Source organism: Providencia sp. PROV202, assembly GCF_028479565.1.
In the GTDB taxonomy this organism is placed as follows: Bacteria; Pseudomonadota; Gammaproteobacteria; order Enterobacterales; family Enterobacteriaceae; genus Providencia; species Providencia zhijiangensis.
Genome location: NZ_JAMPNV010000004.1, coordinates 136,117 through 162,293, shown reverse-complemented (window position 1 = coordinate 162,293; position 26,177 = coordinate 136,117). Strand labels below are relative to the sequence as shown.

The 26,177-nt window shown below is 41.5% G+C and carries 26 protein-coding genes, 4 tRNA genes and 1 riboswitch; of the genes, 19 read left to right on the top strand and 11 right to left on the bottom strand.

From position 1 onward, the window contains the following. Positions 1 to 13 precede the first annotated feature (13 nt). The 11 genes from pepT (at position 14) to PR799_RS02250 (ending at position 8,221) form a co-directional block, all read left to right on the top strand. Positions 14 to 1,246, top strand: a complete 1,233-nt coding sequence (gene pepT / locus PR799_RS02300; RefSeq protein WP_272521155.1) for a peptidase T — start codon at positions 14 to 16, stop codon at positions 1,244 to 1,246. A 229-nt stretch (positions 1,247 to 1,475) separates the two neighbouring features. Then, entirely contained in the window at positions 1,476 to 2,162 is a 687-nt protein-coding gene (locus tag PR799_RS02295) for a LuxR C-terminal-related transcriptional regulator (protein WP_272521154.1), read from the top strand. Next, a complete protein-coding gene (uvrC, locus tag PR799_RS02290; protein ID WP_211885286.1) occupies positions 2,129 to 3,961 on the top strand; it encodes an excinuclease ABC subunit UvrC in 1,833 nt (610 codons plus the stop codon). The genes PR799_RS02295 and uvrC overlap by 34 nt, the downstream gene beginning before the upstream one ends. Positions 3,962 to 4,017: 56 nt before the next feature. Next, positions 4,018 to 4,566, top strand: a complete 549-nt coding sequence (gene pgsA, locus PR799_RS02285) for a CDP-diacylglycerol--glycerol-3-phosphate 3-phosphatidyltransferase (protein WP_006657588.1) — start codon at positions 4,018 to 4,020, stop codon at positions 4,564 to 4,566. A gap of 164 nt (positions 4,567 to 4,730) precedes the next feature. Continuing rightward, positions 4,731 to 4,806: transfer RNA gene (locus PR799_RS02280), tRNA-Gly, on the top strand. A gap of 25 nt (positions 4,807 to 4,831) precedes the next feature. Next, positions 4,832 to 4,905 (top strand) — tRNA-Cys (locus PR799_RS02275). A gap of 7 nt (positions 4,906 to 4,912) precedes the next feature. Next, positions 4,913 to 4,999, top strand: a tRNA-Leu gene (locus tag PR799_RS02270). 104 nt (positions 5,000 to 5,103) lie between these two features. Continuing rightward, positions 5,104 to 5,190: transfer RNA gene (locus PR799_RS02265), tRNA-Leu, on the top strand. A 240-nt stretch (positions 5,191 to 5,430) separates the two neighbouring features. Further along, positions 5,431 to 5,589, top strand: coding sequence for an MbeCy (locus tag PR799_RS02260; protein WP_154604110.1), 159 nt, complete (start codon positions 5,431 to 5,433; stop codon positions 5,587 to 5,589). 98 nt (positions 5,590 to 5,687) lie between these two features. Beyond that, the gene (fabV, locus tag PR799_RS02255; RefSeq protein ID WP_154604109.1) at positions 5,688 to 6,887 is read left to right on the top strand and encodes an enoyl-ACP reductase FabV; all 1,200 of its coding nucleotides are present in this window, start codon (positions 5,688 to 5,690) and stop codon (positions 6,885 to 6,887) included. 131 nt (positions 6,888 to 7,018) lie between these two features. Further along, complete coding sequence (locus tag PR799_RS02250) at positions 7,019 to 8,221, top strand: nicotinamide mononucleotide deamidase-related protein YfaY (RefSeq protein ID WP_272521214.1); 1,203 nt, start codon at positions 7,019 to 7,021, stop codon at positions 8,219 to 8,221. A gap of 68 nt (positions 8,222 to 8,289) precedes the next feature. On the opposite strand, the gene PR799_RS02245 is transcribed toward PR799_RS02250, so the two are convergent. Next, the gene (locus tag PR799_RS02245; RefSeq protein ID WP_272521153.1) at positions 8,290 to 8,709 is read right to left on the bottom strand and encodes a DUF5339 family protein; all 420 of its coding nucleotides are present in this window, start codon (positions 8,707 to 8,709) and stop codon (positions 8,290 to 8,292) included. A gap of 301 nt (positions 8,710 to 9,010) precedes the next feature. On the opposite strand from PR799_RS02245, the gene map reads away from it, so the two are divergent. Further along, a complete protein-coding gene (gene map, locus PR799_RS02240; RefSeq protein WP_154604106.1) occupies positions 9,011 to 9,781 on the top strand; it encodes a type I methionyl aminopeptidase in 771 nt (256 codons plus the stop codon). Positions 9,782 to 10,066: 285 nt separating this feature from the next. Then, positions 10,067 to 10,873 (top strand): bestrophin-like domain, encoded by an 807-nt coding sequence (locus tag PR799_RS02235; protein WP_272521152.1) that lies wholly within the window; start codon positions 10,067 to 10,069, stop codon positions 10,871 to 10,873. A gap of 58 nt (positions 10,874 to 10,931) precedes the next feature. Here PR799_RS02235 and PR799_RS02230 read toward each other — a convergent pair whose 3' ends face one another. The 3 genes from PR799_RS02230 to PR799_RS02220 are packed head-to-tail and all read right to left on the bottom strand — an operon-like array spanning position 10,932 to position 12,954. Continuing rightward, positions 10,932 to 12,188: a PTS ascorbate transporter subunit IIC gene (locus tag PR799_RS02230; protein WP_006659411.1), complete on the bottom strand. Its 1,257-nt coding sequence runs from the start codon at positions 12,186 to 12,188 to the stop codon at positions 10,932 to 10,934. Positions 12,189 to 12,199: 11 nt separating this feature from the next. Beyond that, on the bottom strand, positions 12,200 to 12,487 hold the full coding sequence (locus PR799_RS02225; RefSeq protein ID WP_006659412.1) for a PTS sugar transporter subunit IIB: 288 nt from the start codon (positions 12,485 to 12,487) through the stop codon (positions 12,200 to 12,202). 20 nt (positions 12,488 to 12,507) lie between these two features. Next, complete coding sequence (locus PR799_RS02220) at positions 12,508 to 12,954, bottom strand: PTS sugar transporter subunit IIA (protein WP_036953691.1); 447 nt, start codon at positions 12,952 to 12,954, stop codon at positions 12,508 to 12,510. Between the two features lie 236 nt (positions 12,955 to 13,190). On the opposite strand from PR799_RS02220, the gene PR799_RS02215 reads away from it, so the two are divergent. Further along, on the top strand, positions 13,191 to 14,225 hold the full coding sequence (locus PR799_RS02215) for a LacI family DNA-binding transcriptional regulator (RefSeq protein WP_154628514.1): 1,035 nt from the start codon (positions 13,191 to 13,193) through the stop codon (positions 14,223 to 14,225). Positions 14,226 to 14,448: 223 nt separating this feature from the next. Beyond that, a complete protein-coding gene (locus PR799_RS02210; RefSeq protein WP_272521151.1) occupies positions 14,449 to 15,342 on the top strand; it encodes an endonuclease/exonuclease/phosphatase family protein in 894 nt (297 codons plus the stop codon). A 54-nt stretch (positions 15,343 to 15,396) separates the two neighbouring features. On the opposite strand, the gene PR799_RS02205 is transcribed toward PR799_RS02210, so the two are convergent. From PR799_RS02205 to PR799_RS02195, 3 genes are all read right to left on the bottom strand, one after another. Then, positions 15,397 to 15,684, bottom strand: coding sequence for a hypothetical protein (locus tag PR799_RS02205; protein WP_154628516.1), 288 nt, complete (start codon positions 15,682 to 15,684; stop codon positions 15,397 to 15,399). A gap of 525 nt (positions 15,685 to 16,209) precedes the next feature. Further along, a complete protein-coding gene (locus tag PR799_RS02200; RefSeq protein WP_272521150.1) occupies positions 16,210 to 17,832 on the bottom strand; it encodes an FGGY-family carbohydrate kinase in 1,623 nt (540 codons plus the stop codon). Positions 17,833 to 17,868: 36 nt separating this feature from the next. Further along, positions 17,869 to 18,597: an SDR family oxidoreductase gene (locus PR799_RS02195; RefSeq protein ID WP_154627912.1), complete on the bottom strand. Its 729-nt coding sequence runs from the start codon at positions 18,595 to 18,597 to the stop codon at positions 17,869 to 17,871. A 238-nt stretch (positions 18,598 to 18,835) separates the two neighbouring features. On the opposite strand from PR799_RS02195, the gene PR799_RS02190 reads away from it, so the two are divergent. Further along, positions 18,836 to 19,894, top strand: coding sequence for a LacI family DNA-binding transcriptional regulator (locus PR799_RS02190; RefSeq protein WP_272521149.1), 1,059 nt, complete (start codon positions 18,836 to 18,838; stop codon positions 19,892 to 19,894). Between the two features lie 55 nt (positions 19,895 to 19,949). Here the strand turns inward: PR799_RS02190 and fetB are convergent, their stop codons facing one another. Both fetB and fetA read right to left on the bottom strand, forming a co-directional pair. Continuing rightward, positions 19,950 to 20,735 (bottom strand): iron efflux ABC transporter permease subunit FetB, encoded by a 786-nt coding sequence (gene fetB, locus PR799_RS02185; RefSeq protein ID WP_272521148.1) that lies wholly within the window; start codon positions 20,733 to 20,735, stop codon positions 19,950 to 19,952. A gap of 9 nt (positions 20,736 to 20,744) precedes the next feature. Then, on the bottom strand, positions 20,745 to 21,398 hold the full coding sequence (fetA, locus tag PR799_RS02180) for an iron efflux ABC transporter ATP-binding subunit FetA (protein ID WP_154627914.1): 654 nt from the start codon (positions 21,396 to 21,398) through the stop codon (positions 20,745 to 20,747). 144 nt (positions 21,399 to 21,542) lie between these two features. Further along, positions 21,543 to 21,612, top strand: a riboswitch (Fluoride riboswitch). A gap of 108 nt (positions 21,613 to 21,720) precedes the next feature. Here fetA and crcB point away from each other — a divergent pair. From crcB to PR799_RS02165, 3 genes are all read left to right on the top strand, one after another. Further along, positions 21,721 to 22,101: a fluoride efflux transporter CrcB gene (gene crcB, locus PR799_RS02175; RefSeq protein WP_132494787.1), complete on the top strand. Its 381-nt coding sequence runs from the start codon at positions 21,721 to 21,723 to the stop codon at positions 22,099 to 22,101. Positions 22,102 to 22,697: 596 nt separating this feature from the next. Continuing rightward, positions 22,698 to 23,921: a hypothetical protein gene (locus PR799_RS02170; RefSeq protein ID WP_154627915.1), complete on the top strand. Its 1,224-nt coding sequence runs from the start codon at positions 22,698 to 22,700 to the stop codon at positions 23,919 to 23,921. An 80-nt stretch (positions 23,922 to 24,001) separates the two neighbouring features. Then, a complete protein-coding gene (locus PR799_RS02165) occupies positions 24,002 to 25,186 on the top strand; it encodes a M20 family metallopeptidase (RefSeq protein ID WP_154627916.1) in 1,185 nt (394 codons plus the stop codon). A 173-nt stretch (positions 25,187 to 25,359) separates the two neighbouring features. Here the strand turns inward: PR799_RS02165 and PR799_RS02160 are convergent, their stop codons facing one another. Next, a complete protein-coding gene (locus tag PR799_RS02160) occupies positions 25,360 to 25,536 on the bottom strand; it encodes a DUF2526 family protein (RefSeq protein ID WP_272521147.1) in 177 nt (58 codons plus the stop codon). A 27-nt stretch (positions 25,537 to 25,563) separates the two neighbouring features. Continuing rightward, entirely contained in the window at positions 25,564 to 26,133 is a 570-nt protein-coding gene (locus PR799_RS02155; protein ID WP_154627917.1) for a helix-turn-helix domain-containing protein, read from the bottom strand. Positions 26,134 to 26,177: the final 44 nt, after the last annotated feature.

The window sequence follows — 26,177 nt, the reverse complement described above, 5'->3', positions numbered from 1 at the left end:
AAAGGTATGAGAAATGAAAGAATTAGGTAAGAAGTTAGAAGAACGTTTTTATCGTTATGTGGCCATTGAAAGCCAAAGTGATGCAGCGAGCTCTGTTGTACCGAGCACAGAAGGTCAGCGCGAACTGGCAAATCTTCTGGCAAAAGAGTTAGAAAGCTACGGCTTGAAAGAGGTGTATGTTGATGAACATGCCATTTTATATGGAATGCGTCCAGGTAATAAACCGAATGCCCCTAAAATCGGGTTTGTGGCTCATTTAGATACTGTCGATGTAGGTTTATCTCCGGTGATCAAGCCACAAACATTAAAGTATGAAGGTGCTGATTTATGCCTGAATGCGCAGGAAGATGTGTGGTTTAAAACCGCTGAACACCCAGAAGCTACAGCTTATGTGGGTGATGAAATTATTTTCAGTGACGGAACCAGTGTTTTGGGGGCGGATGATAAAGCGGCCATTACGGTTGTCATGGAGCTGATGGATAAGCTGCAAAATGCAGACTTTGACTGTGGCGATATCTATGTGGCGTTTGTGCCAGATGAAGAAATTGGTCTTCGTGGCTCCAAAATCATGGATCTTTCTCGTTTCAAAGTGGATTTTGCTTACACCATCGATTGCTGTGCACTCGGTGAAGTGGTTTTTGAAACCTTTAATGCGGCTTCTATTGAAGTGGAAATTAAGGGGATCACGGCTCACCCAATGTCAGCGAAAAACGTATTGTTAAACCCAATTCGAGTGGCACATGATTTTATTGGTTGTTTCGATCGTTTTGATACGCCGGAACACACTGAACACCGTGAAGGCTATTTCTATATTACAGATCTAGCCGCAAACCCGAACGAAGCGAAAATCAAAATGGCGATCCGTGATTTTGACCGCCCAAGTTTTGAAGCCCGTAAGCGTTTCATTGCTGAAAGTATTGAACTGATTCGCACTCGTCATCCACGCGCGAAAGTGGAGTTCAAAATTGATGATGTGTATAGCAATATCAGCGATTCCATCGGTGAAGATCGTACTGCGGTAGATATTATTCTCGAAGCGTTAAAAATTCATCATATCGAGCCAAACATCATTCCAATGCGTGGGGGCACTGATGGTTCAGCGCTGTCTGCTCGCGGAATTGTGACGCCAAACTATTTTACGGGTGCGCATAACTTCCATTCTCGCTTTGAGTTTTTACCAATAACTTCATTCGAGAAGAGTTATTTAGTGTCTGAAACGATTTGCCGCCTTGTTGGGCAAAAGTAGTTCACACCTGATTTAGCTTTAGTTCGTTAAATGAAAGAGTATTAAAACAGATAGCTGCTAATTATTTAGCGGCTATTTTTTTGAAATTAACTTATTCAAGTTTTAAATATTACTTAATGAATCATTACTGGAACAATAGTTTTAAATTTTGATTTAAAAAGAAGATATGACTTATTGATTTTTTCATTTATTATCCTCCCATTATGGCTGCAAGTAATAGGAGAGGTATTTGATTAATATAATAATTATTGATGATAGTAATATTTCGATTCGAGGTATTGAAGCGATACTCACTCGAAATACTCGCTATAAAGTTGTCGCAACGTTTCCTTCTTTAGACCCCGTGATCACGTGGAACCGACAAAATAAAGCAAATATTATTTTGATTAATCGGGAACATTGCCATTTTGATTCATTAAAAACTTTCACGACAATCCGCCGTACTCAACCTGATGTTGGGCTCATTATCTTCAATATTCGTCATAATGATATGTTTGTTGTGAAAGCGTTGGATATTGGCGTTTTTGGCATATTGAGCGCCAGTATTGCAGAAGAAGAGCTTATTGAGGCTCTGCAGATAGTGAATGCGCGTCAACGAATTATCTCTCCTGACATTGCTCAACAGCTAGCTTTACAAAGATTAAATCAACGTGAACAGTTAGATATATATGAATTGCTTTCCGCAAGAGAGCTTGAAATTATGCTCATGATCACAAGAGGGCTTCCGGTTAAGCATATTGCGGAGGCATTATCTTTAAGCCCTAAAACGGTAAATACCTATCGATATCGAATGTTTGGTAAACTTAATATCTGTAGTGATGTAGAATTAACACATATAGCAATCGGTTATGGTTTAATCACCGCAAAACAGGGTTCATCAGGGTGGAACAACAGTTTGATCCAAAAGTTTTCTTAAAAACAGTCACAAACCAACCCGGCGTTTATCGTATGTATGACGCTGGGGGAACCGTGATTTATGTCGGGAAAGCGAAAGATCTAAAAAAAAGGTTATCGAGCTATTTCCGTGAGAATGTCGGTAGCCGCAAAACAGAGCAACTCGTCAAGCATATCGCCTCTATCGATGTGACGGTAACCCATACCGAAACTGAGGCGCTACTGCTAGAACATAATTATATAAAGTTGTATCAGCCTCGTTATAACGTCTTGCTACGCGATGATAAATCTTATCCCTATATTTTTCTGAGTAGCGAAACACATCCCAGAATTTCCAGTCACCGTGGCGCGAAACACGGGAAAGGGGAATATTTCGGTCCGTTCCCAAGTTCTTATGCGGTGCGTGAAACGTTGGCGGTGATGCAAAAACTGTTTCCCATCCGCCAGTGTGAAGATAGCGTTTACAGAAACCGTTCAAGACCTTGTTTACAGTACCAAATTGGTCGCTGTTTAGGACCGTGCGTGAAAGGACTCGTGACGGATGAAGAATATGACCAGCAAGTCAACTATGTGCGTCTGTTCTTAACGGGTAAGGATAAGCAAGTTTTGACTGGGTTGGTCGAGCGCATGGAAAAAGCGAGCCAAGAGCTGCGCTTTGAAGATGCCGCGCGTTTTCGTGACCAAATTCAAGCCGTGCGTGCGGTCACAGAAGAGCAATATGTGTCAGGCGGTGATGATGACCTCGACGTTATCGGAGTCGCATTTGATTCCGGTTTGGCTTGCGTTCATGTTCTATTTATTCGCCAAGGAAAGGTTTTGGGCAGTCGAAGCTACTATCCAAAAATTCCGGCGGGGACTTTATTAGAAGAAGTGGTTCAAACCTTCTTAGGGCAGTTCTATTTACAAGGTAGTGAAAACCGCACATTGCCAGGGGAAATATTAATTGATTTCCCATTGACGGAAAAAGAGTTGCTGGCGGAATCATTGTCTGGGATTGCGGGTCGTAAAATTAATATTCAAAGCCAGCCACGAGGCACCCGTGCCCGTTACTTAAAATTGGCACGAACCAATGCTTCTATTGCGCTATCTACCAAACTGGCGCAACAATCGACGATCCAACAACGCATGGCTGCGCTGTCAAAAGTCGTGAATATAGAGAATATTTCCCGCATGGAGTGTTTCGATATTTCTCACACGATGGGCGAGCAAACCGTGGCTTCCTGCGTGGTGTTTGATAAAACGGGTCCCGTGAAGTCAGAGTATCGCCGATACAATATTACGGGGATCACGCCTGGGGATGACTATGCAGCAATGCACCAAGTGCTAACTCGCCGTTATGGTAAACATCTGGATGAGAGCAAAGTTCCCGATATTATCTTTATTGATGGTGGTAAAGGGCAGCTGGGGCAAGCGCGGGATGTCTTTGATTCCCTTGAGGTCGATTGGGATAAAAACCATCCTTTATTAATTGGGGTTGCTAAAGGTAGCGACCGTAAAGCAGGGTTGGAAACGCTGTTTTTAAAACCCGAAGGTGAAGGTTTTGCACTTCCCCCTGATTCGCCGGCATTGCATGTCATCCAGCATATTCGTGATGAGTCGCATAACCATGCGATTACGGGGCATCGCCAGCGCCGTGCGAAAGTGAAAAATACCAGTGCACTTGAATCTATCGAAGGCGTAGGGCCAAAACGTCGCCAAATGTTATTGAAGTATATGGGGGGGTTACAACCTTTGCGTAATGCGAGCATAGAAGAGATCGCAAAAGTGCCCTCGATCTCATACGCGCTGGCAGAAAAGATTTATAATGCATTGAAACAGTAGGTATCTTAGGGCAACATACTAAGGTATCCGTCTTGGACAAAGAGTTAGTGAGCGCGATGAAATTAAATATACCAACGTGGTTGACCTTATTCCGTGTCATCCTGATACCGTTTTTCGTATTAGCATTTTATCTTCCTGTCAGTTGGGGACCTTTCGCTTGTGCGCTGATCTTCGTGATTGCCGCTGTAACGGATTGGTTCGACGGATTTTTAGCGCGTCTATGGAAGCAAACGACTAAATTTGGTGCTTTCCTCGATCCTGTTGCCGACAAGGTTATGGTTGCAACCGCTTTAGTCTTAGTGACTGAAAGTTACGATGTTTGGTATGTCACTTTACCTGCAGCAACCATGATTGCTCGTGAAATCATTATCTCTTCACTCAGAGAGTGGATGGCAGAAATTGGTAAACGTAGCAGTGTGGCAGTTTCTTGGATCGGTAAGTTCAAAACTACCGCGCAAATGATGTCGCTGGTGGGCTTATTATGGCGTCCAAATCCGCTGATCGAACATCTGTCTATCGCTCTTTTATATGTGGCTGCAATTCTGACTTTCTGGTCAATGTTCCAATATTTAAAGGCTGCGTGGGGCGATTTGAGCGAAGCGTGATCGAAATGATTGAAAAAACAGCGAACGATCCAATTATTTCAATAATTGTATTGACTCGATAGGTGAAATCAGTAGAATGCAACGCATCGAACGGCAACGTGGTTTACGAAAATAAATAAGTAAATCAGCCAGTTTGAGAGCAGAAACTGAAAAGTGAAGCTTAAGCGGGAATAGCTCAGTTGGTAGAGCACGACCTTGCCAAGGTCGGGGTCGCGAGTTCGAGTCTCGTTTCCCGCTCCAAATCTTGAAAAAGACTAGGGTGTAAGGCGCGTTAGCAAAGCGGTTATGCACCGGATTGCAAATCCGTGTAGCTCGGTTCGACTCCGGGACGCGCCTCCAAATTCTAGCCCAGGTGGTGAAATCGGTAGACACAAGGGATTTAAAATCCCTCGGCTGTAAGGCTGTGCGGGTTCAAGTCCCGCCCTGGGCACCATATTCAGTGAATGGACCAATAGGTCCATTTTACTTTAAAGATTTAAACTAGTTAGTTAGTAAAGTTAATAACTAGATATGCAGTAAAGCAGTATTAAAAATTTGGCCCAGGTGGTGAAATCGGTAGACACAAGGGATTTAAAATCCCTCGGCTGTAAGGCTGTGCGGGTTCAAGTCCCGCCCTGGGCACCATACAAAACTTCACTGAGTTTATCAGTAAGTTAGGAAATGAAAAAGCCACCCATTGGGTGGCTTTTTTGCGTTTGAATATAAAAATAATTATCGTTTTTCAATGGGTTCTGCGAATCCAGTTTTTTGTCATTTTTCTCCCATTTTTATCAAGATCCCGAAAGACTAAGTAAAAATAAGTAAGTCAGACCTATCCCACCTTGAACTGTGCCAATATCAGCGTTTTAGAAAAAGGAGAGGGTGATGTCTAATATGAAAACTGAAATTGTGGTTGTCCGCTTAACGAAGCATGAGCGTGCGATGTTAGATGCGATAAAAACTACACCATTACTTGCTGATTGGTTGAAAGCGCTCGCTTTTTCTCAAGTAGAACAGCACGAAAAGAGTCAAAATCCTAAATAAACTGGTCTGTTCACTATGTTTCTTGCCTATACATCTTAAGTATAAGGTGAATATCAGGTATATTAGTGTTCGATTGTAAGCTACCAAGAAAAATTACTATGATTATCAAACCTAAAATTCGTGGTTTTATCTGCACTACAGCTCACCCAGCAGGCTGCGAAGCCCATGTTCGTGAGCAAATTGCCTATGTGAAATCTCGTGGTGAACTGAAAAATGGACCGAAAAAGGTTCTGGTAATTGGTGCATCCACTGGTTATGGTCTGGCTTCTCGCATCAATGCGGCTTTTGGCAGCGGTGCAGCGACCATCGGTGTTTTCTTTGAAAAGCCGGGCAGTGAGAGCAAAACAGGTTCCGCAGGCTGGTACAACGCCGCTGGTTTTGACAAAGCAGCGAAAGAAGCGGGTCTGTATGCGAAAAGCATCAACGGTGATGCATTCTCCAATGAATGCCGTCAAACGGTAATCGACTTGATTAAACAAGATTTAGGTCAAATCGATTTAGTGGTTTATTCACTGGCTTCCCCAGTGCGTAAAATGCCTGAAACGGGTGAAGTTGTACGTTCAGCATTAAAACCAATTGGCGAACCGTACAAATCTGTTGCGCTGGATACTAACAAAGACGTGCTGATCGAAGCCGTTGTTGAACCTGCCAACGAGCAAGAAATCGAAGACACCGTGAAAGTGATGGGCGGTCAAGATTGGGAATTGTGGATGAACGCATTAGCGGATGCGGGCGTTCTGGCTGACAATGCACAATCTGTTGCTTACTCCTATATCGGTACTGATTTAACTTGGCCAATCTACTGGCACGGTACATTAGGAAAAGCGAAAGAAGATTTAGATCGCGCAGCGCATGCTATCAACGAAAAAATGGCACAGAAAGGCGGTTCTGCACACGTTGCTGTACTGAAATCTGTGGTCACTCAAGCGTCTTCAGCAATTCCTGTCATGCCTCTTTACATCTCAATCGTGTTCAAAATCATGAAAGAGCAAGGCATTCATGAAGGTTGCATCGAGCAAATTCAACGTCTGTTCGCAACGAAATTATTCAGCGGTGAAACACCAGAAACTGACGAGAAAAACCGTCTGCGTCTGGATGACTGGGAACTGCGTGATGATGTGCAAGAAACTTGTCGTCAAATCTGGAAACAGCTTAACGACGACAACATCAATGCACTGACTGACTATCAAGGCTACAAAGCAGAATTCTTACGTTTATTCGGCTTTGGCTTAGATGGCGTTGATTACGAAGCAGACTTAAGCGGCGAAGTTAATTTTGAAGTGAAAGAATTAGTTTAATAGATAACTATCTATTTCGCTGAAAACCCCGAGCGCTGGTAAAACGGTTCTCGGGGTTTTATTTTTTGAGCTCTAGGATAATAATGATCAAATTGGCTTTTCGTGGTGAGCCTCAAAAAGGGAGCGCAGGGATGTTGATTGTAGAAATGTTAAGTACCGGTGATGAAGTGCTGCATGGCCAAATTGTTGATACCAATGCGGCTTGGCTAGCGGATTGTTTGTTCCAGCAAGGATTACCGCTGCATAGCCGTACAACAGTCGGTGACTCTCTTGATAGCTTAGTGGAAACATTTATCGAACGTAGCCATCATGCAGATGTGGTTATTGTTAATGGTGGGTTAGGCCCAACGAGTGATGATCTCAGTGCCTTAGCGGCTGCAACCGCTGCGGGCGTACCACTTGTTGAGCATCCTGAGTGGATTGCGGTAATGGAAAGCTATTTTACTGCTAGAAGACGTGAAATGCCGGCCACCAATCGTAAGCAGGCCATGTTACCCGCCAATGCTGAACTTATTGATAATCCTGTGGGAACCGCTTGTGGTTTTGCGCTGCATCTTAATGATTGCTGGTTCTTTTTTACACCGGGCGTCCCTTCTGAATTTAAAGTCATGGTTAATGAACAGATCATTCCTCGTTTACGTCAAAAGCTTACGTTGCCGGAGCCACCAATTTGTTTGCGTCTAACCAGTTTTGGTCGCAGTGAAAGTAGTCTTGCAAGGCAGTTTGACCCACTTGAATTACCAAAAGAGTGCGTGTTAGGTTACCGCTCTTCAATGCCAATCATTGAATTAAAATTGACAGGTCCAGCGAGTCAACGCGATGCGATGGAGCAAGTTTGGCGAGTCGTGAAAGCGGGTGTTGGTGATAATAAAGTCTTCGAAGGAACCGAAGGTATTGGCGCGTTAGTACGGGAAGCGCTTGAACAACAACAGCTTTCGGTTGTGACTCACGAACAGTTCAGCGCGGGTTTACTCTATTGGACATTGAATGCAGCAAAAGTACCTGTTACTCAAGGGAATATTGAAAAATCGGCAGAGCATTCAGATTTGGCCACATTAGTCCAAACTGCAAAAAATAGTCGGTCGCTAAATCAGCGTGAGATTGGTTTAGTGGTTGGTAACTATCATGAAGGCGTGTTATCTCTAGCGCTATCTACACCAACGGGCAGTTATGCTCAGAGCGTAAATTATTTACCTCGTAATCACTCAGAATTCGAAAAACAGCAGGTTAGCGTGATGTTAATGTTGGATATGCTATCCCGTTGGCTAGAGGGGCGGCCAATCATTGGAGACTATGAGTGGTTAGAGCAAATTCAAGTGATGGAAGTTAACTAAAGTAATTAGCGTGCTGCTAGTATTATTTGTAAAACCACCCTCAATGAAAATGGGGTGGTTAGTCTCAGTTATTCAGAGGGGGAGATAGTTTCAATCATAAAATTAAGCCCAGAAATCCCTTTTTCACAGGCTTTATCTTGAAAAATGGATGGGGCTTTTTCAATTTTACGTTTTAATGCGGCAATTTGATTGGCATAAATATCTGCGCCTGCAATATCTGGGTTATCTTTTAAATATTCGATAAACACATCCACATTCTGATAAAAATAGTCACAAGGTTTATCTGTGACATCAATCTTAGACAGATCTTTTAAAGAGTCAGGTAATATATTATCTTTGGCCAACTCAATATATTCACCGTCTTTCACTTGTTGAATTGCGTTATCCACCTTCGCTTTTAAATTAAATAGCATCACGGCGGCAGAGAACAGTGCAATGAGTAAAACAGCATTGGCGGCTAAACTAATACTCAGTAAATATTTTTTCATTGGCTCCCTCAAATTAGTCTCAATAACCGATTAATAACGCAAGAAATTTAAATTTTCTACTTAATAATCTAGCAGCAATGACTCTAGCTGTAACTAAGACAATCCTTGAAGCTTAACAAATCATCACTTATTTATTTTATGCCGTTTTGTGCCTTTCAATAATGGAGTGCTTTAATGGGATGAATTGATACGTTATGATCATACCAATTTATATGCATTAGATAATTTATGTTAAGTCGGATTTTTAGCACGTTATTTAACGAAATGCTGAATACGTGAACGGCAGTTAAAAGGAAACGCAATGGACAATATCACGATTAAAAATGTTGAAGAGATAGAATTAATGCGAGAATCTGGCCGATTACTTGCCAGCGTTTTTAAAATGTTGGATGAGTTTATCGTTCCCGGAATATCCACGATGGAAATTAACGACAAAGTCGAAAGCTATATTGTGAATGAACTTCAAGCGCGCCCTGCCAGTAAAGGACAATATGGTTATCAATATGTTCTAAATACATCAATTAATGAAGTTGTTTGCCATGGTGTGCCAAAAATCGATGAAATTTTAAAGCCAAAAGACATTATCAACGTGGATATTACCCTTGAGAAAAATGGCTTTATTGCTGATTCAAGTAAAATGTATGTGATGCCAGAGGCTTCCCCGCTTGCCCGAAAATTAGTGAAAGACACCTATAATGCAATGTGGGAAGGGATTAAGCAGGTAAAACCGGGAGCGACGTTAGGTGACATTGGTTCTGCTATCCAACATCATGCGGAATCAAACGGTTATAGCGTCGTTCGCGAATATTGCGGGCACGGCATTGGTCGAAAAATGCATGAAGACCCGCAAGTATTACATTATGGAACCCGTGGACGCGGTGTAGTTCTAAAGGAAGGGATGACATTCACCATTGAGCCGATGATAAACCAAGGTGGCATGAAAATAAAAACCAAAAAGGATGGTTGGACGGTCGTGACGCGAGATAAAAAGCTTTCAGCGCAGTCGGAACATACCATTTTGGTCACTAAAGATGGTTATGAAGTACTGACCCTGCGAGACGAAGAACGCTAATCCGACTTAGCTATAATTCAATTTAGTTCTAATACTGTCTACTTCTGATACTGCAAATCGCCATATTCACTATAAATAAAATATGGCGATATTTTTCATTAAGTTAAATTGAATGCTTACATTCTGAAACTATTCATTTATTGATGCTATTTTAACTAGGGTTATCGTTATTGGATAACAGCCCTGAAGCTTATTACTAAAATACCCACCAAAAAGGTAATTTACATAGATATTACGCATTTGATCGTGTTATATATCGGCAAATAAATTTTTCTGGTGCCACGCATGTTTAACCTCTCTGAGTTAATTAACGATACGCCCATTGATTCTATTCTGTTATTTATTATCACCTTCGTTTTATTAATTATTTCTGCTTATATTGGGAAATATATTTTTAAACGCCGCAGTGCTCATGAAGAACTGGCGGATGATGAGGCGAAAATTATTTTAGGGGCGATTTTGTCGCTATTGGGTCTGTTGATTGGCTTTGTATTATCGATTTCTATCAATGGTTATAACAACCGCCAACAAACAGAAGAAAACGAAGCGATTGCGATTGGTAATGCCTATCAGCGAGCACAATTACTCAGTGGTGATGAGCGGGCGGAAGCCTCATTGCTTATTCAACAATATCTTGAAGCGCGTATCGAATTTTTTAAATCGGGAGTCAGTGATGAAAACAGCCAATGGCGGATGACATCACTGACTAAACAAGGGCAACTTTGGGAAATTGGTGTGAAGCAGGCTCAAGAATCGCCGAACCCTGTGGTCTCTTCGGTTTTATCGGCATTTGGTGATTTATATGTTTCTCAACAAAAAACTATGGCGAGCTGGCGACATCAAATCCCGAATGCAGCTTGGTTCTTACTGATATTTTTCGCTGTCTGCTCGAATGTCTTGATAGGCTATAACATTCGGGGAACAAAAGGTAAAAATTGGCTCATTGTTATTTTGCCATCTTTGACGACATTGGCACTGTTTATGATTGCAGAAATTGATATCCCGGGAGAAGGGGTGATCCACGTTACGCCAGATGATTTACTTTTATTGCAGGATTTCTTATTTAAGGATGGTGCTTGGCTGGGAAAGTAAGTTAGGCAGTGCAGAACGAAGGAAAACCCTCTGAGTATAAGCTCAGAGGGTTGAAGGATTATCGAACAATAATACCTAATAAAATTCCGATAGCGCCGAAGTCAGCATCACTAAAGGTCGTATTTGCAATACCGATGTCGCCGAGGACAGGCAGTAAGAATACCGGTAAGAAGGTAATTAACAGACCTTGAGCAAAGGCACCAAGGATTGCACCACGGCGTCCACCCGTTGCGTTACCGAATACCCCAGCCGCCGCACCCACGAAGAAGTGTGGTACAACACCCGGAATAATGACCGTCATGTTCAGCGCATACAGAACAAACATGCCTAATACACCCGCTGCAAAGCTGCTTAAGAAGCCAACTAATACCGCATTCGGCGCGTAAGGGAAGACCACTGGGCAGTCTAATGCAGGTTTTGCATTTGGCACCAGTTTGTCAGAGATCCCTTTAAATGCAGGAACGATTTCGGCAATAACCATGCGCACACCTTGCAGAATGATGTAAACACCCGCTGCGAAAGTAATGGATTGCATCAACGAGAACATGAACCAGTTTTTACCACCGCTCACTTCACGAACAAAATCACTGCCTGCAAACAAACAAGTAATGATAAAGATAATGAACATAGTGAACGAAATCGCTACTGGCGTATCACGCAGAAACAGTAAGCTTTTTGGCACATTCATATCTTCAGTAGAATGTTCTTTATTACCAAATTTGCTACCGATAAAACCCGCTAACACATAAGAAATAGTGGAGAAGTGACCAATTGCCACATCATCAGAACCAGTGACTTTTTTCATGTACGGGTGTGCGATCGCAGGGAAGAACACCATACAGAAACCCACTATCAGTGAACCAACAGCAACGAGCATGGTTCCTTCCATACCTGCGGTCGCTAAGATAACCGCAATCATCATAGACATGAATAAAGTATGGTGACCTGTCAGGAAGATAAATTTCCATGGGGTCAGGCGAGCAATCAATATATTGATTAACATCGCAAAGAACATGATCATTGCCATTTCACGACCGAAGCTTTTTTGTGCAATAGACACAATCGCTTCGTTGTTCGGCACGACACCATTGATACCAAATGCGTGTTGGAAAATTGCGGAAAAATCACCTAAAGAACTGACAACTAACCCTGCACCGGCACCTAAAATCACAAAACCCATGATAGTTTTGATGGTGCCTTTAATGCATTCAGTGACAGGTTTCTTTTGGGCAATCAGACCGATAAGTGCAATCAGACCAACGAGCACCGCCGGTTCAGAAAGCACATCTTGCATCAGAAAACGAAAGAATTCCATGAAGCCTCCGGTTACATCGCGCCGAGTTTCTGTAAAGCCACGCTCAGACGTTCTTTCATCGCGACTTTATCAATCATATTTTCCAGAGCAACAATTTCGCCGCCAACTTGTTGAGCAACTAATTGCTCCGCGATATCGGTGGTACCGACAAAAATATCACTCACAGTGCCTTTTGCAGAGCCTAAGTCAACGTGGTCAACATCAGCCGCAACTTGCAGATCTTTTAAAATTGTCTTGATGCTCATTTCCATCATCAGACTTGTACCTAAACCATTTCCACAAACAACAGTGATTTTCATAATATTTACCTATGACTCAATTATTCATATTTAGCGATGATATTAAGGATGTCATCTACGTTTTCTGATTGCATGATGCTATCAATATCTTCTTGGTTATCAAAAAGTTCAGCCAGTTTTGCAATCGCGCCTATGTGGCTGTTGCTGTCTGTTGCTGCAAGAACAATCAATAACTTAATTGGATCGTTACCTTCTGAACCAAACTCAACCCCTTGTTTGATGACCGTTAAACCGAGAGATAACTGGTTAACTCCGTCTTCAGGGCGGGCATGTGGCATTGCAATGCCAGGACCTAATACATAGTAAGGGCCGATTTTTTCGTGGGATTGAATGATGGCATCAATATAGCGAGGTTCGATGAACTTATTATTAATTAAGGGATTACAGGCGATTTTTATCGCATCACGCCAGTCATTGGCGCTGTCAACCACCTGAACCACATTTGGGGTTAATAACGTAGTTAGCATTGGCTTGGCTCCTGGTAAAAAAGAAATTTTATTAGATGTTTTAGTAATGGAATGAATAGTAGTGATCTATGGTAGCGCTATCTAGCTGAATTATTCATTTTCGTGATAGCGCTATCATTTTGGCTAAATATCGTTAATAAAATCATTTTTAGTGCATTTGGCAGTTAATTAACAAATCGGAGCTGTGATAAGTTATCGTCGTTGAATAATAAGTTTAGACGAAACAAAGTAATTTCATGCAGAAAACCCGAAAAAGAAAGAATACAGGCAGAGTCACATTACAAGACGTCGCAAAATATGCGGGGGTCGGCTCAATGACGGTATCGCGCGCCTTGCGGACACCGGAGTTAGTCTCGGATAAATTGAGGGAGAAAATCAATGAAGCTGTTGAGGAGCTTGGCTATATTCCCAACTCCGCAGCGGGCATTTTGGCATCAGGTCAAAGCCGCACAATTGCAGTGTTGATCCCCTCATTACGAGACAATGCAAGTTCAGTTTTTCTGCAAGCTTTACAAGAAGTCTTGAACAAAAATAATTATCAAGTGGTGATTGGTAGTCACGATTATCAGCATAAAAAAGAGTCTGAGGTGCTACTCACTCTATTGCAAAGTAGTCCAGCTGCATTGGTGATTTTTGGCGCAATGAATTCTGAAAGTGCTTTGGGGACTCTGAATAATTTGCCGATCCCCGTTATTAATGTGACAGGGGATCCTGCTCATCGTTTTACACTCAATATAAAAAATAATTTAGGGGAAGCCGTCAGTTTCCTAACGCATTATTTATTGCAAAAAGGCCATCAGCGTATTGGTTATATTGGTGCTCAGATGGATAGCAAAATGCAGGGGCAGCAACTGAGTGGCTGGAATAACACTCTGTTAAAGCATAACTTAAGTGCTGAGCAAAGCATTACGACGCCTTATGTGGCGACCATGGACTTTGGTCGGCAGGCGATTAGCGAAATGTTGACCCGTCAACCAGAATTAGAGGCCGTGATTTGTAGCCATGAAATGATAGCCTTAGGGGTCATGTTTGAGTGTCAGCGGCGGCTAATCAAAATTCCAAAGATGCTGGCTGTGGTGTGCGTTGAAGGGTCGGAAAATTGCGATCATATTCATCCATCGTTAACATCTGTGCGCATTGATTACAGTAAAATGGCGCGGGATACCGCGAAAAAACTCTTAAAATGGTTAGGGGATACTGAAGAAAGCTTTGCCGATGTTCAGGATGAAATTGTCTTCCCTTATAAATTTGAGGCAAGGCAAAGTGGCTAGAAATCACCGTATTTGTTGCACTACATTGTGTTTCCGGTCACAGAATCACGTAAAGGTTAAAAGTTATTTTTAATCTCGAAATAAGAATGCCGTAGAGGTCACTGTTTATTTATCTTTCTGTGCTAATTTCCTCATTATATCTATCGTGCATGTTCGGATTTTATGCGGAGATAGATTCTTTGTTTAACTTGAATATCGTTATTACTCAGGGGATAAGTACATTATGAAATCAATAAAAACACTCGTATCTGCCGCTATTTTAGTTTCGTGTGGCGCGACAGCCGCAACAACAGGTTCTGAAGTTTTAATGGTGCAAAATGGCGGAACGCCGAATAAGGTGTATTCTGCGAATAAACCAACGATCAAAGTTGCTACTTATAATATTGGTAAAAATGAGCTAGCTGCTGATGTCGCTAATTTAGATGAATTGAGTAAAGCGATCGCTAAGATTGATGCGGATGTTATTGTCTTAACTGAAATTGATAATAAAACTGCGCGCAGTAAGAAAGTGAACCAATTAGAGGAAATTGCCAAAGCGAACAAAATGGATTTTGCATTTGGTAAGGCACTTGATTTTGATGGTGGTGAATATGGCGTAGGAATTTTATCAAAATATAAAATTGAGAAATCCCAAGTCGTGAATTTACCATCTGGCGGAGCAGAGCAACGGGTGGTGTTATTATCACAAATTACAAAGCCTGGCTTTGATTCCCCCATAATTATCATGGGAACTCACTTAGACTGGCAGAAAGATCCTACCATCCGCATTGACCAAGTTCGCCATATTCTAGATGCGACGATTGGTGATACAGAGACAGGCTTTGATAATATTGCCGCCTCTATAAAAATTCTCGCAGGAGATTTCAACTCAACCGCTAAAGAGCAACCTATTCAGGAAATTAGCTATTTTTGGGATCCTGTTGAGAAAAAAGGGGTAAATTATCGCACATGGCCTGCTGTTAACCCAGCCATAGACATCGACCATATTTTTACCTATAAAGGTCAGGTATGGGATGTGAAAACCATGACAATTCCAACAGATAGTAAAGATTTTCAATGGTCAAAAGTCAGTGACCATTTGCCAGTGATTGCAGAACTTGAGCTGCAAGAACAGTAAGTTAATGGGATAACCAACAGACCTCCATTTGAGGTCTGTTTTTGTTCGAAGGAGTTACTTCAGCAGTAATTTTTGACGCTGGATATAACGAACCTGGGCTATCCCTAAGTACTCTTCAATGGCGGCATAGATGCGTGAGCTTAATGCGTGAAAATCCGCTTCACTTTCTAAGGCGGGTTTAGTTAATGTAATGAATTCATGCATAAATTCTTTAATTGTTGAGAATTTATCGGCGACGTTTTCATAGTAAAATTGGTAAACATAGGACTCTTGAGAATGGCTGAGTTCGGTATTATCTTTGATGTTGTTGGTTGCCAGCAACAGTAGTTGTGTATTTGTCATGATGGGTCCTATTTTTGTTTTTTTGAATAGTACACAAGTTACTATAAATCTTTTATCAAAATTAGTCGGATAATTTTAGTTTTTGGTTTTTAAATTAACCCTAAAATTGTATTTTCTATTATATCATTATGTTAGCAATTTATTTCTTGGAAAGAATATTGAAGGGTGAAAGTCATAATTTAACCCCTATTATTATTAATGAAATTCTATCATATTAAAAAATATGAAAATAAATATCTCATCAGATGATCTCTCTGGTAAATCTTAGCTTTCCCTTGTTTTCTGCGTGTAAGGAGCATGTTTTCGATGTTCTATATCATGTGTTAGTACGTCTATTTCATATGTATCTAATGATTATTTATATTATTTTTTATTTTAATTATAATAATTATTATTATTAATTTCTAAAATTAAATGTTAATTACTTATTTGCTCATTGTTTTAATGTTATTTAATTTTTTATTAAAGATAATAAAAAGGGATAAATAAAACTTATCCCTTTGGTTGGCTATTTAAATTAGCCAATTAACCTTTTAGTTCTCTCGCACATTGTTGTAAATGCTGGAAAGAAGTAAATCGAGTTTGATGATGTAATTTAAATTGCTCATTAGGTTGATACGTTAAATCAATATTTGCAAATTGAGCCATTGCTTGTGCGACATTCTCGCAAACATCTCCGGCGACGGCTCCCAAAATAGCAGAGCCCAATAATACAGGTTCATCCGCTTGAGTTGAAATCACCGGAACACCACAGGTATCAGCTAGGAGTTGACGGATCAGCGGGTGCTGACCGGCGCCACCACTGATAGCGATATTTTGGATAACAGCACCTGATTGTGCCTGAGCATCAATGATTTGTCGTAATCCATAGCCAATACTGCAAACACCGGCGGTATAGAATGCAAGTAAGTTATCAAAGCTGTTATCCATGGTTAAGCCCGCAATGATGGCTTTCGCGTGGGGATCGGCGAAAGGAGCTCTATTGCCTAAAAACTCAGGAACAATATGAATACCTTTAGCTAATTCAACTGCTTGAGATGGGGTACCTGATTTTTCTAATACTTTATCCGCCAGCATAACGGGTAATGATTTGCCTTGCTCTTTTGCCATCACTTTGGCTTGTGCAGCCATCGGATGTAAAGAAAGTAGTTGGTCAATTGCCGCACCAGCAGCACTTTGTCCACCTTCGTTGAGCCACATACCCGGTACCATTGCTGAATAATAGGGGCCCCAAACACCAGGGATAAACACGGGTTCTTGGGTGGTGGTCATCGTGCAGGAAGAGGTACCAAAAACATACGCCATATTTGCAGTTGCATCACCATTGACCCCAACTGTGCCAATTCCACCAGCATGAGCATCAATCATCCCTGCGGCAACTGGTGTCCCAACTAACAATCCCATTTGTTCAGCAGCTTGGGCGGTTAAGCCGCTTCCATTTGGTGTGCCTGGTTCGACAATTTCCTGACCAATGCGAGCAAAGTTTTCGTCTGCTAACTCTGCGAGACCAATTTGGCGAAAATAGTCAGCGTCCCAGCGCTTTTCATGTGCCAAGTAAGTCCATTTACAGGTTACTGTACAAGTAGAACGAGCTAAAGAACCCGTTGATTTCCACGTTAGGAAGTCTGCTAAATCAAAAAATTGCCACGCACTATCATAAGTTTGGCGACGATTTTCTTTTAGCCAAAGAATTTTTGGGGTTTCCATTTCAGGGGAAATCTTACCCCCAACATAATTCAATACTGGGTGTTTTAGGCTATTGATGCGCTCAGCTTGTTCCGTGGCGCGGTGATCCATCCAAACAATAATATTGCGTTCAGGATCTTCACTTGGACTGACGGAAATAGGTTGCTGGTTTTTATCTAAAACAACCAGAGAGCAGGTCGCATCAAAACCAATTCCTGCGACACGTTTTGCATCAATTTTGGCATCTGCCATTGCATGTTTCACACAATAACAAACGGCATTCCAGATTTCGTTACTTGATTGCTCTGCGAAATTGGCACCATCACGATAGAGCGTAATATCGTGTTTAACAGACGCAAGCATGTTGCCACGCAGATCAAAAATACCTGCACGCGCGCTGCCTGTACCGACATCAATACCAATGACGACGTCGTCATTTTTACTTTGCGTAGGGCTGTTCATATGTCCTCCCACAATCTTTATGGTTATCGGTAAAAATTAAAGGTCAACGCTGTTTGGTAGGATCACAAGATCACGGATGGTGATATTTCTTGGACGAGTTAACATAAATAGAACCGCTTCAGCGACTTCGATAGGTTGCATTAAGCTGCCATTAGCTAATGCTTCTTCCATTTTTTCTTTTGGCCAGTCATCCAGTAATGCAGTGACAACAGGGCCTGGTAATACAGCACCAACGCGAACACCGTATTGAGACACTTGGCGGCGAGTTGAATGGACAAACGCTTGAACTGCAAATTTAGATGCGGTGTAGATAGGTTCCCAAATCACGGGCACCATCCCTGCGATTGAACTAGTAAACAGGACATCCCCTGATTTTTGCTCAATAAAGTGTGGGAGAACGGCGCGCACGCTGCGAAATGCGGCATTGATGTTGAGGTTTAATACTTTATCCCAAACATCTGGGTCGCCTTCTGCGACTGGGCCACCGATATAAGCACCGGCGTTAGCGTGGAAAATATCTAAGCGACCCGCTTTGGCTAAAATAGCATCTAACATGCCATCCACTTGTTCTGGCTTCATTAAATCAACAACCAGTGGAATTGCATTACCGCCTAGTTCGGCAACTAACTGATTTAATCGGTCTTCGGCACGGTCAATTAAAACAACTTTCGCGCCAGCTTTGAGTAGGGTACGTGCGCACTCAAGTCCAATACCAGAAGCCGCACCTGTGATGGCGGCAACTTTGTTTTCTAATGAGATAGCCATGATGTTCACTCCGGATAAGTTAGTTAATCAATAGGTAAGTCAAACTGAGTATTAGAAATTAATGTAATTTTAATAAGTTACGAGGGGATTTGGCAGAGTGTATTCAGTGAGTGAGAATGCAGGCAAATCGCCATATCAACTCGATTCTAGGTTAATTTCGATGTCGCTCAATCGATGGAGCAGTATTGCGACTTTTACGCTTTGGTGTCAAGCTAGGAAAAAATGGAGGCATAAATTTGTGAGCAAGATCAGACAAAACAAGAAAACCACGATCTATGACCTTGCAGAATTGGCAGGGGTTTCAGCCAGTGCCGTTAGCGCTGTATTGAATGGAAATTGGCAAAAAAGACGTATTAGTGCCCAATTAGCTGAAAAAATTATGCGAATAGCGCAGGAGCAAAACTATTCGGTGAATAAGCAAGCGAGTCTATTACGCAGTAATAAATCCAAAATTATTGGGATGTTGGTTCCTAAATACGATAACCGTTATTTTGGGTCGGTTGTGGAGCATTTCGAGGAGATGGCGCGTGAACGTGGGCTATTTCCTATCATTACCTGTACACGCCGTGATCCTCAATTAGAGTTAGAGGCCGCAAAGGCAATGCTCTCATATCAAGTGGATTGGTTGATTTCAACGGGGGCAACTGATCCTGATAAAATTACGCAAATCTGCCACGCATCAGGTGTACCGACACTCAATTTAGACTTACCTGGCACATTGGCACCTTCGGTGATTTCCGATAATTATCATGGTGCAAAGCAGTTAACGCTCAATATTTTGCGCAAAAGGCAGCAACGAGCCGCATCGTCAGAATCACTGGTGTTTGTGGGAGGACGAGAAGAGGAGCATAACACTCGAGAGCGAATTCGGGGATTTATCGATGCTCATAATTCCTTGAATATAGAGGTTCCTCAACACCATATTTTGACTTGTGGTTATGCGCCAGAAAAAGCCGAACGGGCACTCTCGACATATTCTTCGCAGCACTCATTTTTACAAAAAGAAACACCACAAGACCCTCAATATATTGAACTTTGTGGGCTATTCGTCAACTCGACTATCTCATTAGAAGGGGTGATGAGGTGGTTAATGAAAGAGGGGCACACAGGCGCGCATCAGCCGCCGATGGGGTGTTTTGACTGGGATCCGTTTGTTGCATTACTTGGGAATGATATCGAGATGGTTAAACAGGATGTTCCCGCTATGCTAGAACAAATTTTTACCTTGATAGAATCGGGAGAAAGCCAGCCTCAGCTTATTGAGGTGATGCCTGTCATGGTCGGAAAAACAAAATAAATTAAATCAGGCTTAAGGCAGAAATGTTAAGCCTGATTTGGTCTGTTTAATTTTTTTATTTAATGTTTTTATTTAAAGCATCTAAACGCAATTGATGGCGTTGATTATAAAACTTCACGTAGGTTAAATACCCAGCCAAAATTGTGGATAAACTTGCTGTCGCTAACAGCATAAATGTCACCATAATTTGGTATTTAACTGCCTGTAAAGGGTCGACTCCCGCAAAAATGAGCCCTGACATCATACCAGGTAAACTCACGATCCCAACCGTCTTGGCAGAATCCACCGTAGGGATTAATGATGCGCGAATACTTTCGCGAATAATCGAGGCAGAAGCAATTTTAGGTGTGGCGCCCAAGCTAAGCATTTCTTGAATTTGCTGTTGTTGACTATTAAAGCGCTGTCCTAAGTTATTGAAGCAAAGTCCGACGGCAATCATGGCGTTCCCAGCAATCATCCCTGTAATTGGAATAACTTGCATTGGGGTAAACGCGATGGCTTCAGTGAGAATTAATACCAACAATGTCAAAAATGTGCCTGAAGTAATCGCAATTAACGCGGTTGGAAATAATTTATCGAGGTATTTACTGCGTTTTTTCGCATTCCAAGCGGCGTTAAAGCAGATAAATAACACTAATAAAACAGTGAGTGCTTTATGGTCAACGTGGAAAATATATTTGAGGATATAACCGGCAATTAATAGTTGAACAATGGCACGGCACGTACTCCAAATAATATCTTTTTCAAGAGAGAGCTTCTCTTTATGGCTAATAAAAATAGCCACTAAGACTAACATAATCGAAAATGCGAGCGACTCATTGGAAATAGTAGGTTGATGCACGATTAATTCCTATTTTTCGCTATGGTGTACGGGGAGGGTAATAATATCGTCAGCATGACCAATTTCATCTTGATCATGAGTCACCCAGAGGACGGCAATATTATTCTTGACCGCTAATTGATGAATAAGCTCATTCACTTTGATTTTATTTTGTTCATCTAAGGCACTAGTGATTTCATCCAGTAATAAAATTTGCGGCAAGAATTGTAAATTACGGATCAATGAGACCCGCTGTTTTTCTCCGCCTGAAAGCTCATTAATGCCTTTTTCTAGGATGGTATCCGGCAGTGAAAAATAGCTTAAATCATCGAGAATTTTTTGTTTATCAAATGGCTGATTGCGTATTTGATAAGGAAAAAAGAGATTGTCATACACGGTATTGCCAAAAAGTGCAGGCGTTTGAGTGCAATAGGAGACTTGTTGACGATATTTCTCTGGCGCAATAGTATTGATATTTTCGCCAGCAAACAGAATTTCACCGCAACTTGGTGGGATGAGTGAAGAGACAATTTTTAATAATGTACTTTTCCCACAACCAGAAGGACCCGTGATCAATTTAAATTCACCTGGGTATAGGTCAATTTGCACATTATCTAAAATTATCTTCTGTCCAACCTGAAAACCGATATTCTTAAGTTGTAATAAGGGCTGTTTTGTTTCCATATCTGACCTAATCCATCTAATTCTATTATCGATATTACGGATATTATGCGCCAATTTAGGGTAAATAGACACCGGGTTATCTGGAATAGGCTTGGCAAATTAGATTTGCATGAAGAAAATAGTTGCCTTATTATTTTAATCAACGTCTCGTTAGGAGATGGCATTCCTCCTAGTTTAACCGTCCTTGATGTGGACTGATGATGCCTACGTAAACCTTTTCATTTGAATGGGCACGTAGGTTATGTGCCCGAATTTAGGGCATAAATGTCTGCAGGAGCTTTTCCTTGCATTTATTCCCATCTAACTTGTAAGGAAAGTGGCAATGTACGCATCCCTCATTTCTATTGCTTTAGGTTCCGTTTTAGGTGGCTGGTTAAGATGGTTGATTGGCTTAAAGCTGAATAACCTGCACCCTCACATTCCATTTGGTACTGTTTTCGTCAATTTAGTTGGCGGTTTTATCATTGGTTTTGCTGTCTCTTACTTTGCGAGCGCGAATATTAATCCCGCCTATAAATTGTTTATTGTCACGGGCTTTTGTGGCGCATTCACCACGTTTTCAACATTTTCTCTGGAAGTGTTGGTGATGTTGCAAGAAGGAAAGTTGGCGGTGGCATTTAGCACGATCGCAATTCATGTTCTCGGCGCTTTATTATTTACCTTACTCGGTATGTTGTGCCATAACATGCTCTCTCAAGGATAATGGGCTTTAATTAAGTATCTATTTCCCATCTATTATTTTCGTACGATTAATCGCCTATTTGTGGATGTGAATAGGCGATTTTTGTTTCTATTTTGAGCAAAAAAAGAGGATCGTGAAATAAAGCAGAATATATTACTAACTATGATAATGAGCCGTTTTTATCATGATATAACTGCATCAAAATTGTGAAAGCATAAAAATATATAGCAGGGCAATAGATTATAAATTTATCGTTTCCCCTACACTGAAAAAGTATGAATTATCATCAAATATAACGCATAAAACATATCCTATTAAAAACGGTTCTGAATACGAAACAATCGTTCTGTATTTTCATTCTCTCCCCTCATATATGACTTTTTAATCTACGATTTTTTGCTAGTGTATTTTCAATCTTACACTGTAACTTAATCTATACATCTATTTATTCAATGTTATGATGAAATTGTTGTTTAAATGTAATGGCTTGGATGGATATGTGCTATTTGGCTTTATTTTGTTCTCTATTTTGAAAGAATAAATCTGACATATCAAAATTAATAGATTAAATAACCAAAACAGAAATAAATAAAAATAATAAATGCGGGGAAAAACTTATGTCACAAATGTTAGCTCTGTTATTAATTGTCGGGATACTGTACATCGGGGATGCCATTGCAGTACGAACAAAAGCGTGGATCCCATCGGTGTTTGTTTGCGCGGTATTATTCCTTTTAGGTTATTGGACATTCTTTCCTAAAGATATTGTGAGTGTTGCGGGAATACCAAAAGTTGTCGCTGTGATGCTGATGTATTTACTCATTACCAATATGGGTACATTGCTCTCATTGAAAGAACTTTTACACCAATGGAAGACCATCTTAATTTCGTTATCCGGTATTTTGGGGATCATAGTCTTTATTTACGGGGTCGGTTTAGCGCTATTTGATTTAAATACAGTATTAGTGGCAATCCCGCCATTAGTCGGTGGCATTGTCTCTTCATTAATTATGTCAAAAGGTGCGGCGGAAGCTGGGCTGGTGGATCTTTCGGTATTTGCCATCTTAATTTATGTGATGCAAGGTTTTGCCGGTTATCCGCTAACGGCCATTATGTTGAAGCGTGAAGGTCGCCGCGTGCTTGAGCAATATCGCAGTGGTACATGGAAAGAGTCATTGGCTGTTGACGGTGCGGATGATGTGGAAGTCAAAACACTGGCATCTGAAAGTGCGATGCCTCGCATGTTCAAGCGAATTCCGAGTCACTATAACACCAGTTATTTCCAATTTTTACGCTTAGTGGTGGTGGGGTATCTCGCCTATTTAGTTTCTACCGTTGCCGCGCCTTATGTCAGCATCAGTCCGTTTGTTTTGTGCTTGTTATTTGGTGTTATTGCCTCGTCAATGGGATTTTTAGAAAGGCAGCCATTGCAGAAAGCGAACGGGTTTGGCTTTGCTATCATGGCATTAATGCTATTTATCTTTGATACGTTAAATCATGCAACACCAGATATGTTGTTGAGATTGGTCTACCCAATGGTGGTATTGATCGTGGCAGCGGTCATCGGCATGTTTATCGCGTCTTGGATTGTTGGAAAAATTCTAGGTGTATCAAAGGAGATGGCTTTCGCGGTCTCATTGACGGCACTGTATGGTTTCCCTGCGGATTATATCATTACCAATGAAGCCATTAATGCACTGACCAAAGATGAAAAAGAACGTCAGATTTTAACTAGCCATATGTTAGGACCAATGCTAGTTGGTGGTTTTATCTCTGTCACGATGGTTTCCGTGGTATTAGCGGGGATTATGGTCGCCTACATTGTGCCTGTTGCTGCATAACGATAAATAGAATATTAGAATTTAACACGCTGAAAAATAATAGTTTAAGAAAGCGAAAAGAATAGAAAAAGGACAGAAAAATGGTCAATAACAGCATCACTGCATCCATTAAAAAACACACTGAAGAGATGATTGCTTTTCGTCGTGATCTTCACTCACATCCAGAATTGCCTTTTGAAGAAGTGAGAACCACGAAGCGTATTGCTGAAGAATTGGCAAAAATTGGTATTGAGTATCGCCTCACTGAACCTACCGGAATTATTGCGGACATTAAAGGCGGTAAACCCGGAAAGACGGTCGCCTTACGTGCGGATATCGATGCATTGCCCGTTCAGGAATTGAATGATTCCCTTGAGTATAAATCGACAAATAAAGGGAAGATGCACGCGTGTGGGCATGATGCACATACCGCGATGTTATTAACCGCAGCCAAAGCGTTATATGAAGTGCGCGATGAGTTGAAAGGAAATATTCGCCTGATTTTTCAACCGGCTGAAGAAATAGCGCAGGGCGCTAAAGCGATGGTAAAACAAGGCGCAGTGGATAATGTTGACAACGTGTTTGGTATGCATATTTGGTCTACGACGCCTTCAGGAAAAATATCGTGTAATGTCGGCGGGACATTCGCTTCTGCGGACTTATTGGTCGTGAAATTTAAAGGGCGCGGTGGACACGGTTCGATGCCGGAAGCGACCGTTGATGCTGCAATCGTTGCCTCATCATTTGTGATGAATTTGCAAGCGGTGGTTTCTCGTGAAACTTCTTCGCTAGACTCAGCCGTTGTGACTATCGGAAAAATGGACGTGGGCACCCGATTTAACGTGATTGCAGAAAATGCGGTACTGGATGGAACGGTACGTTGCTTTGACATTGAAACCCGTACTCGCATTGAAGCGGCGATCCGTCGTTATGCCGAACATACTGCCGCAATGTACGGCGCCACCGCTGAAGTGGATTATATCTATGGTACGCTGCCCGTGATTAACGAAGAGCGCAGTGCATTATTGGCACAGTCGGTGATCAGTGAAGCGTTTGGTGAAAATGCATTAATGGCAGAAAGACCCACACCAGGCGGGGAAGATTTCAGCTTTTATATGGAAAACATTCCGGGTTGTTTTGCATTATTAGGTTCAGGTAACCCAGAAAAAGATACTCAATGGGCGCATCACCACGGCTGTTTTAACATTGATGAAGATGTGATGGCATCAGGCGCAGAACTGTATGCGCAATATGCGTGGTCTTATTTGCAGCAAGATAAGTTTTAATAAAAGAATAAGTTTTAATGCAGGAAATAAGCTGATTAAGTTTCACGTAGTTATAATGAATGATTAAATCAAGCCTGAGTAATAAATAGATTGCTCAGGCTTTTCTTCTATATTTTAAATCGAGATATGAACCGCCAAATCCCATTTAATTAAACGTTAATTGGGAATTTTTATTACGAATTATGGTGAACAAAAATAGCGTCTCTAAGACGTTGTTGCAGCTCGAAACGTTGTTCTTGGGTAAGTTTATCATCATGAGAAAGCTGCATTAGCATTTCATTCATATTATGAACGGAGTTTTCATCCAGCAATAAGGTGACTTTGTTTGTTATTTCTTGATAGTAATTCACAGCAAATCCTCCAGCTTATTGGGCTAATTAATTCTGTTTATCAATCACCATGACTGCCATGGTGTTGGGTTCAAGCGCGCGCATAATGTGGGGTTCATCACCTCGATAGTGAATATAGTCACCGACATTGAGCTCAACAGGGTTGTCGAGTGGCCCAACTAATGCTCTGCCAGACATCAAAATAATATGCTCAGTGACATCATGCATATGGGGTTCTGAAACGCGATCTCGACCTGGCTGTGCAACAACCGTATAAATATCCCGTTGAGAATTAGGAGGAGCAGAAGAGAGTAAATAGGCCAAATAGTTGGCGTGCTCAGCGCTTACTGGGGTACCTTCGCCATGGCGGATCACACTCACTGCCGCACGTTTTTCTTCAATTAAACGGGAAAAAGGAATATCCAGAGCAACACATAATGCCCATAGGGTTTCAATGCTGGGATTGCCGCTACCCGCCTCTAATTGGGATAGTGTAGATTTGGCTATTCCCGCTTTACGAGCAAGTTCAGAGAGAGAAAGCCCACTTTTTTGCCTTTCACAAGCCAATGATTTTGAGATTAATTCGATAGGGGGCGTGAATAAGGTCAACTTTAACATCCTATTTGATTGCACTTAGCCTAGAGTATCGACATAATGAACGA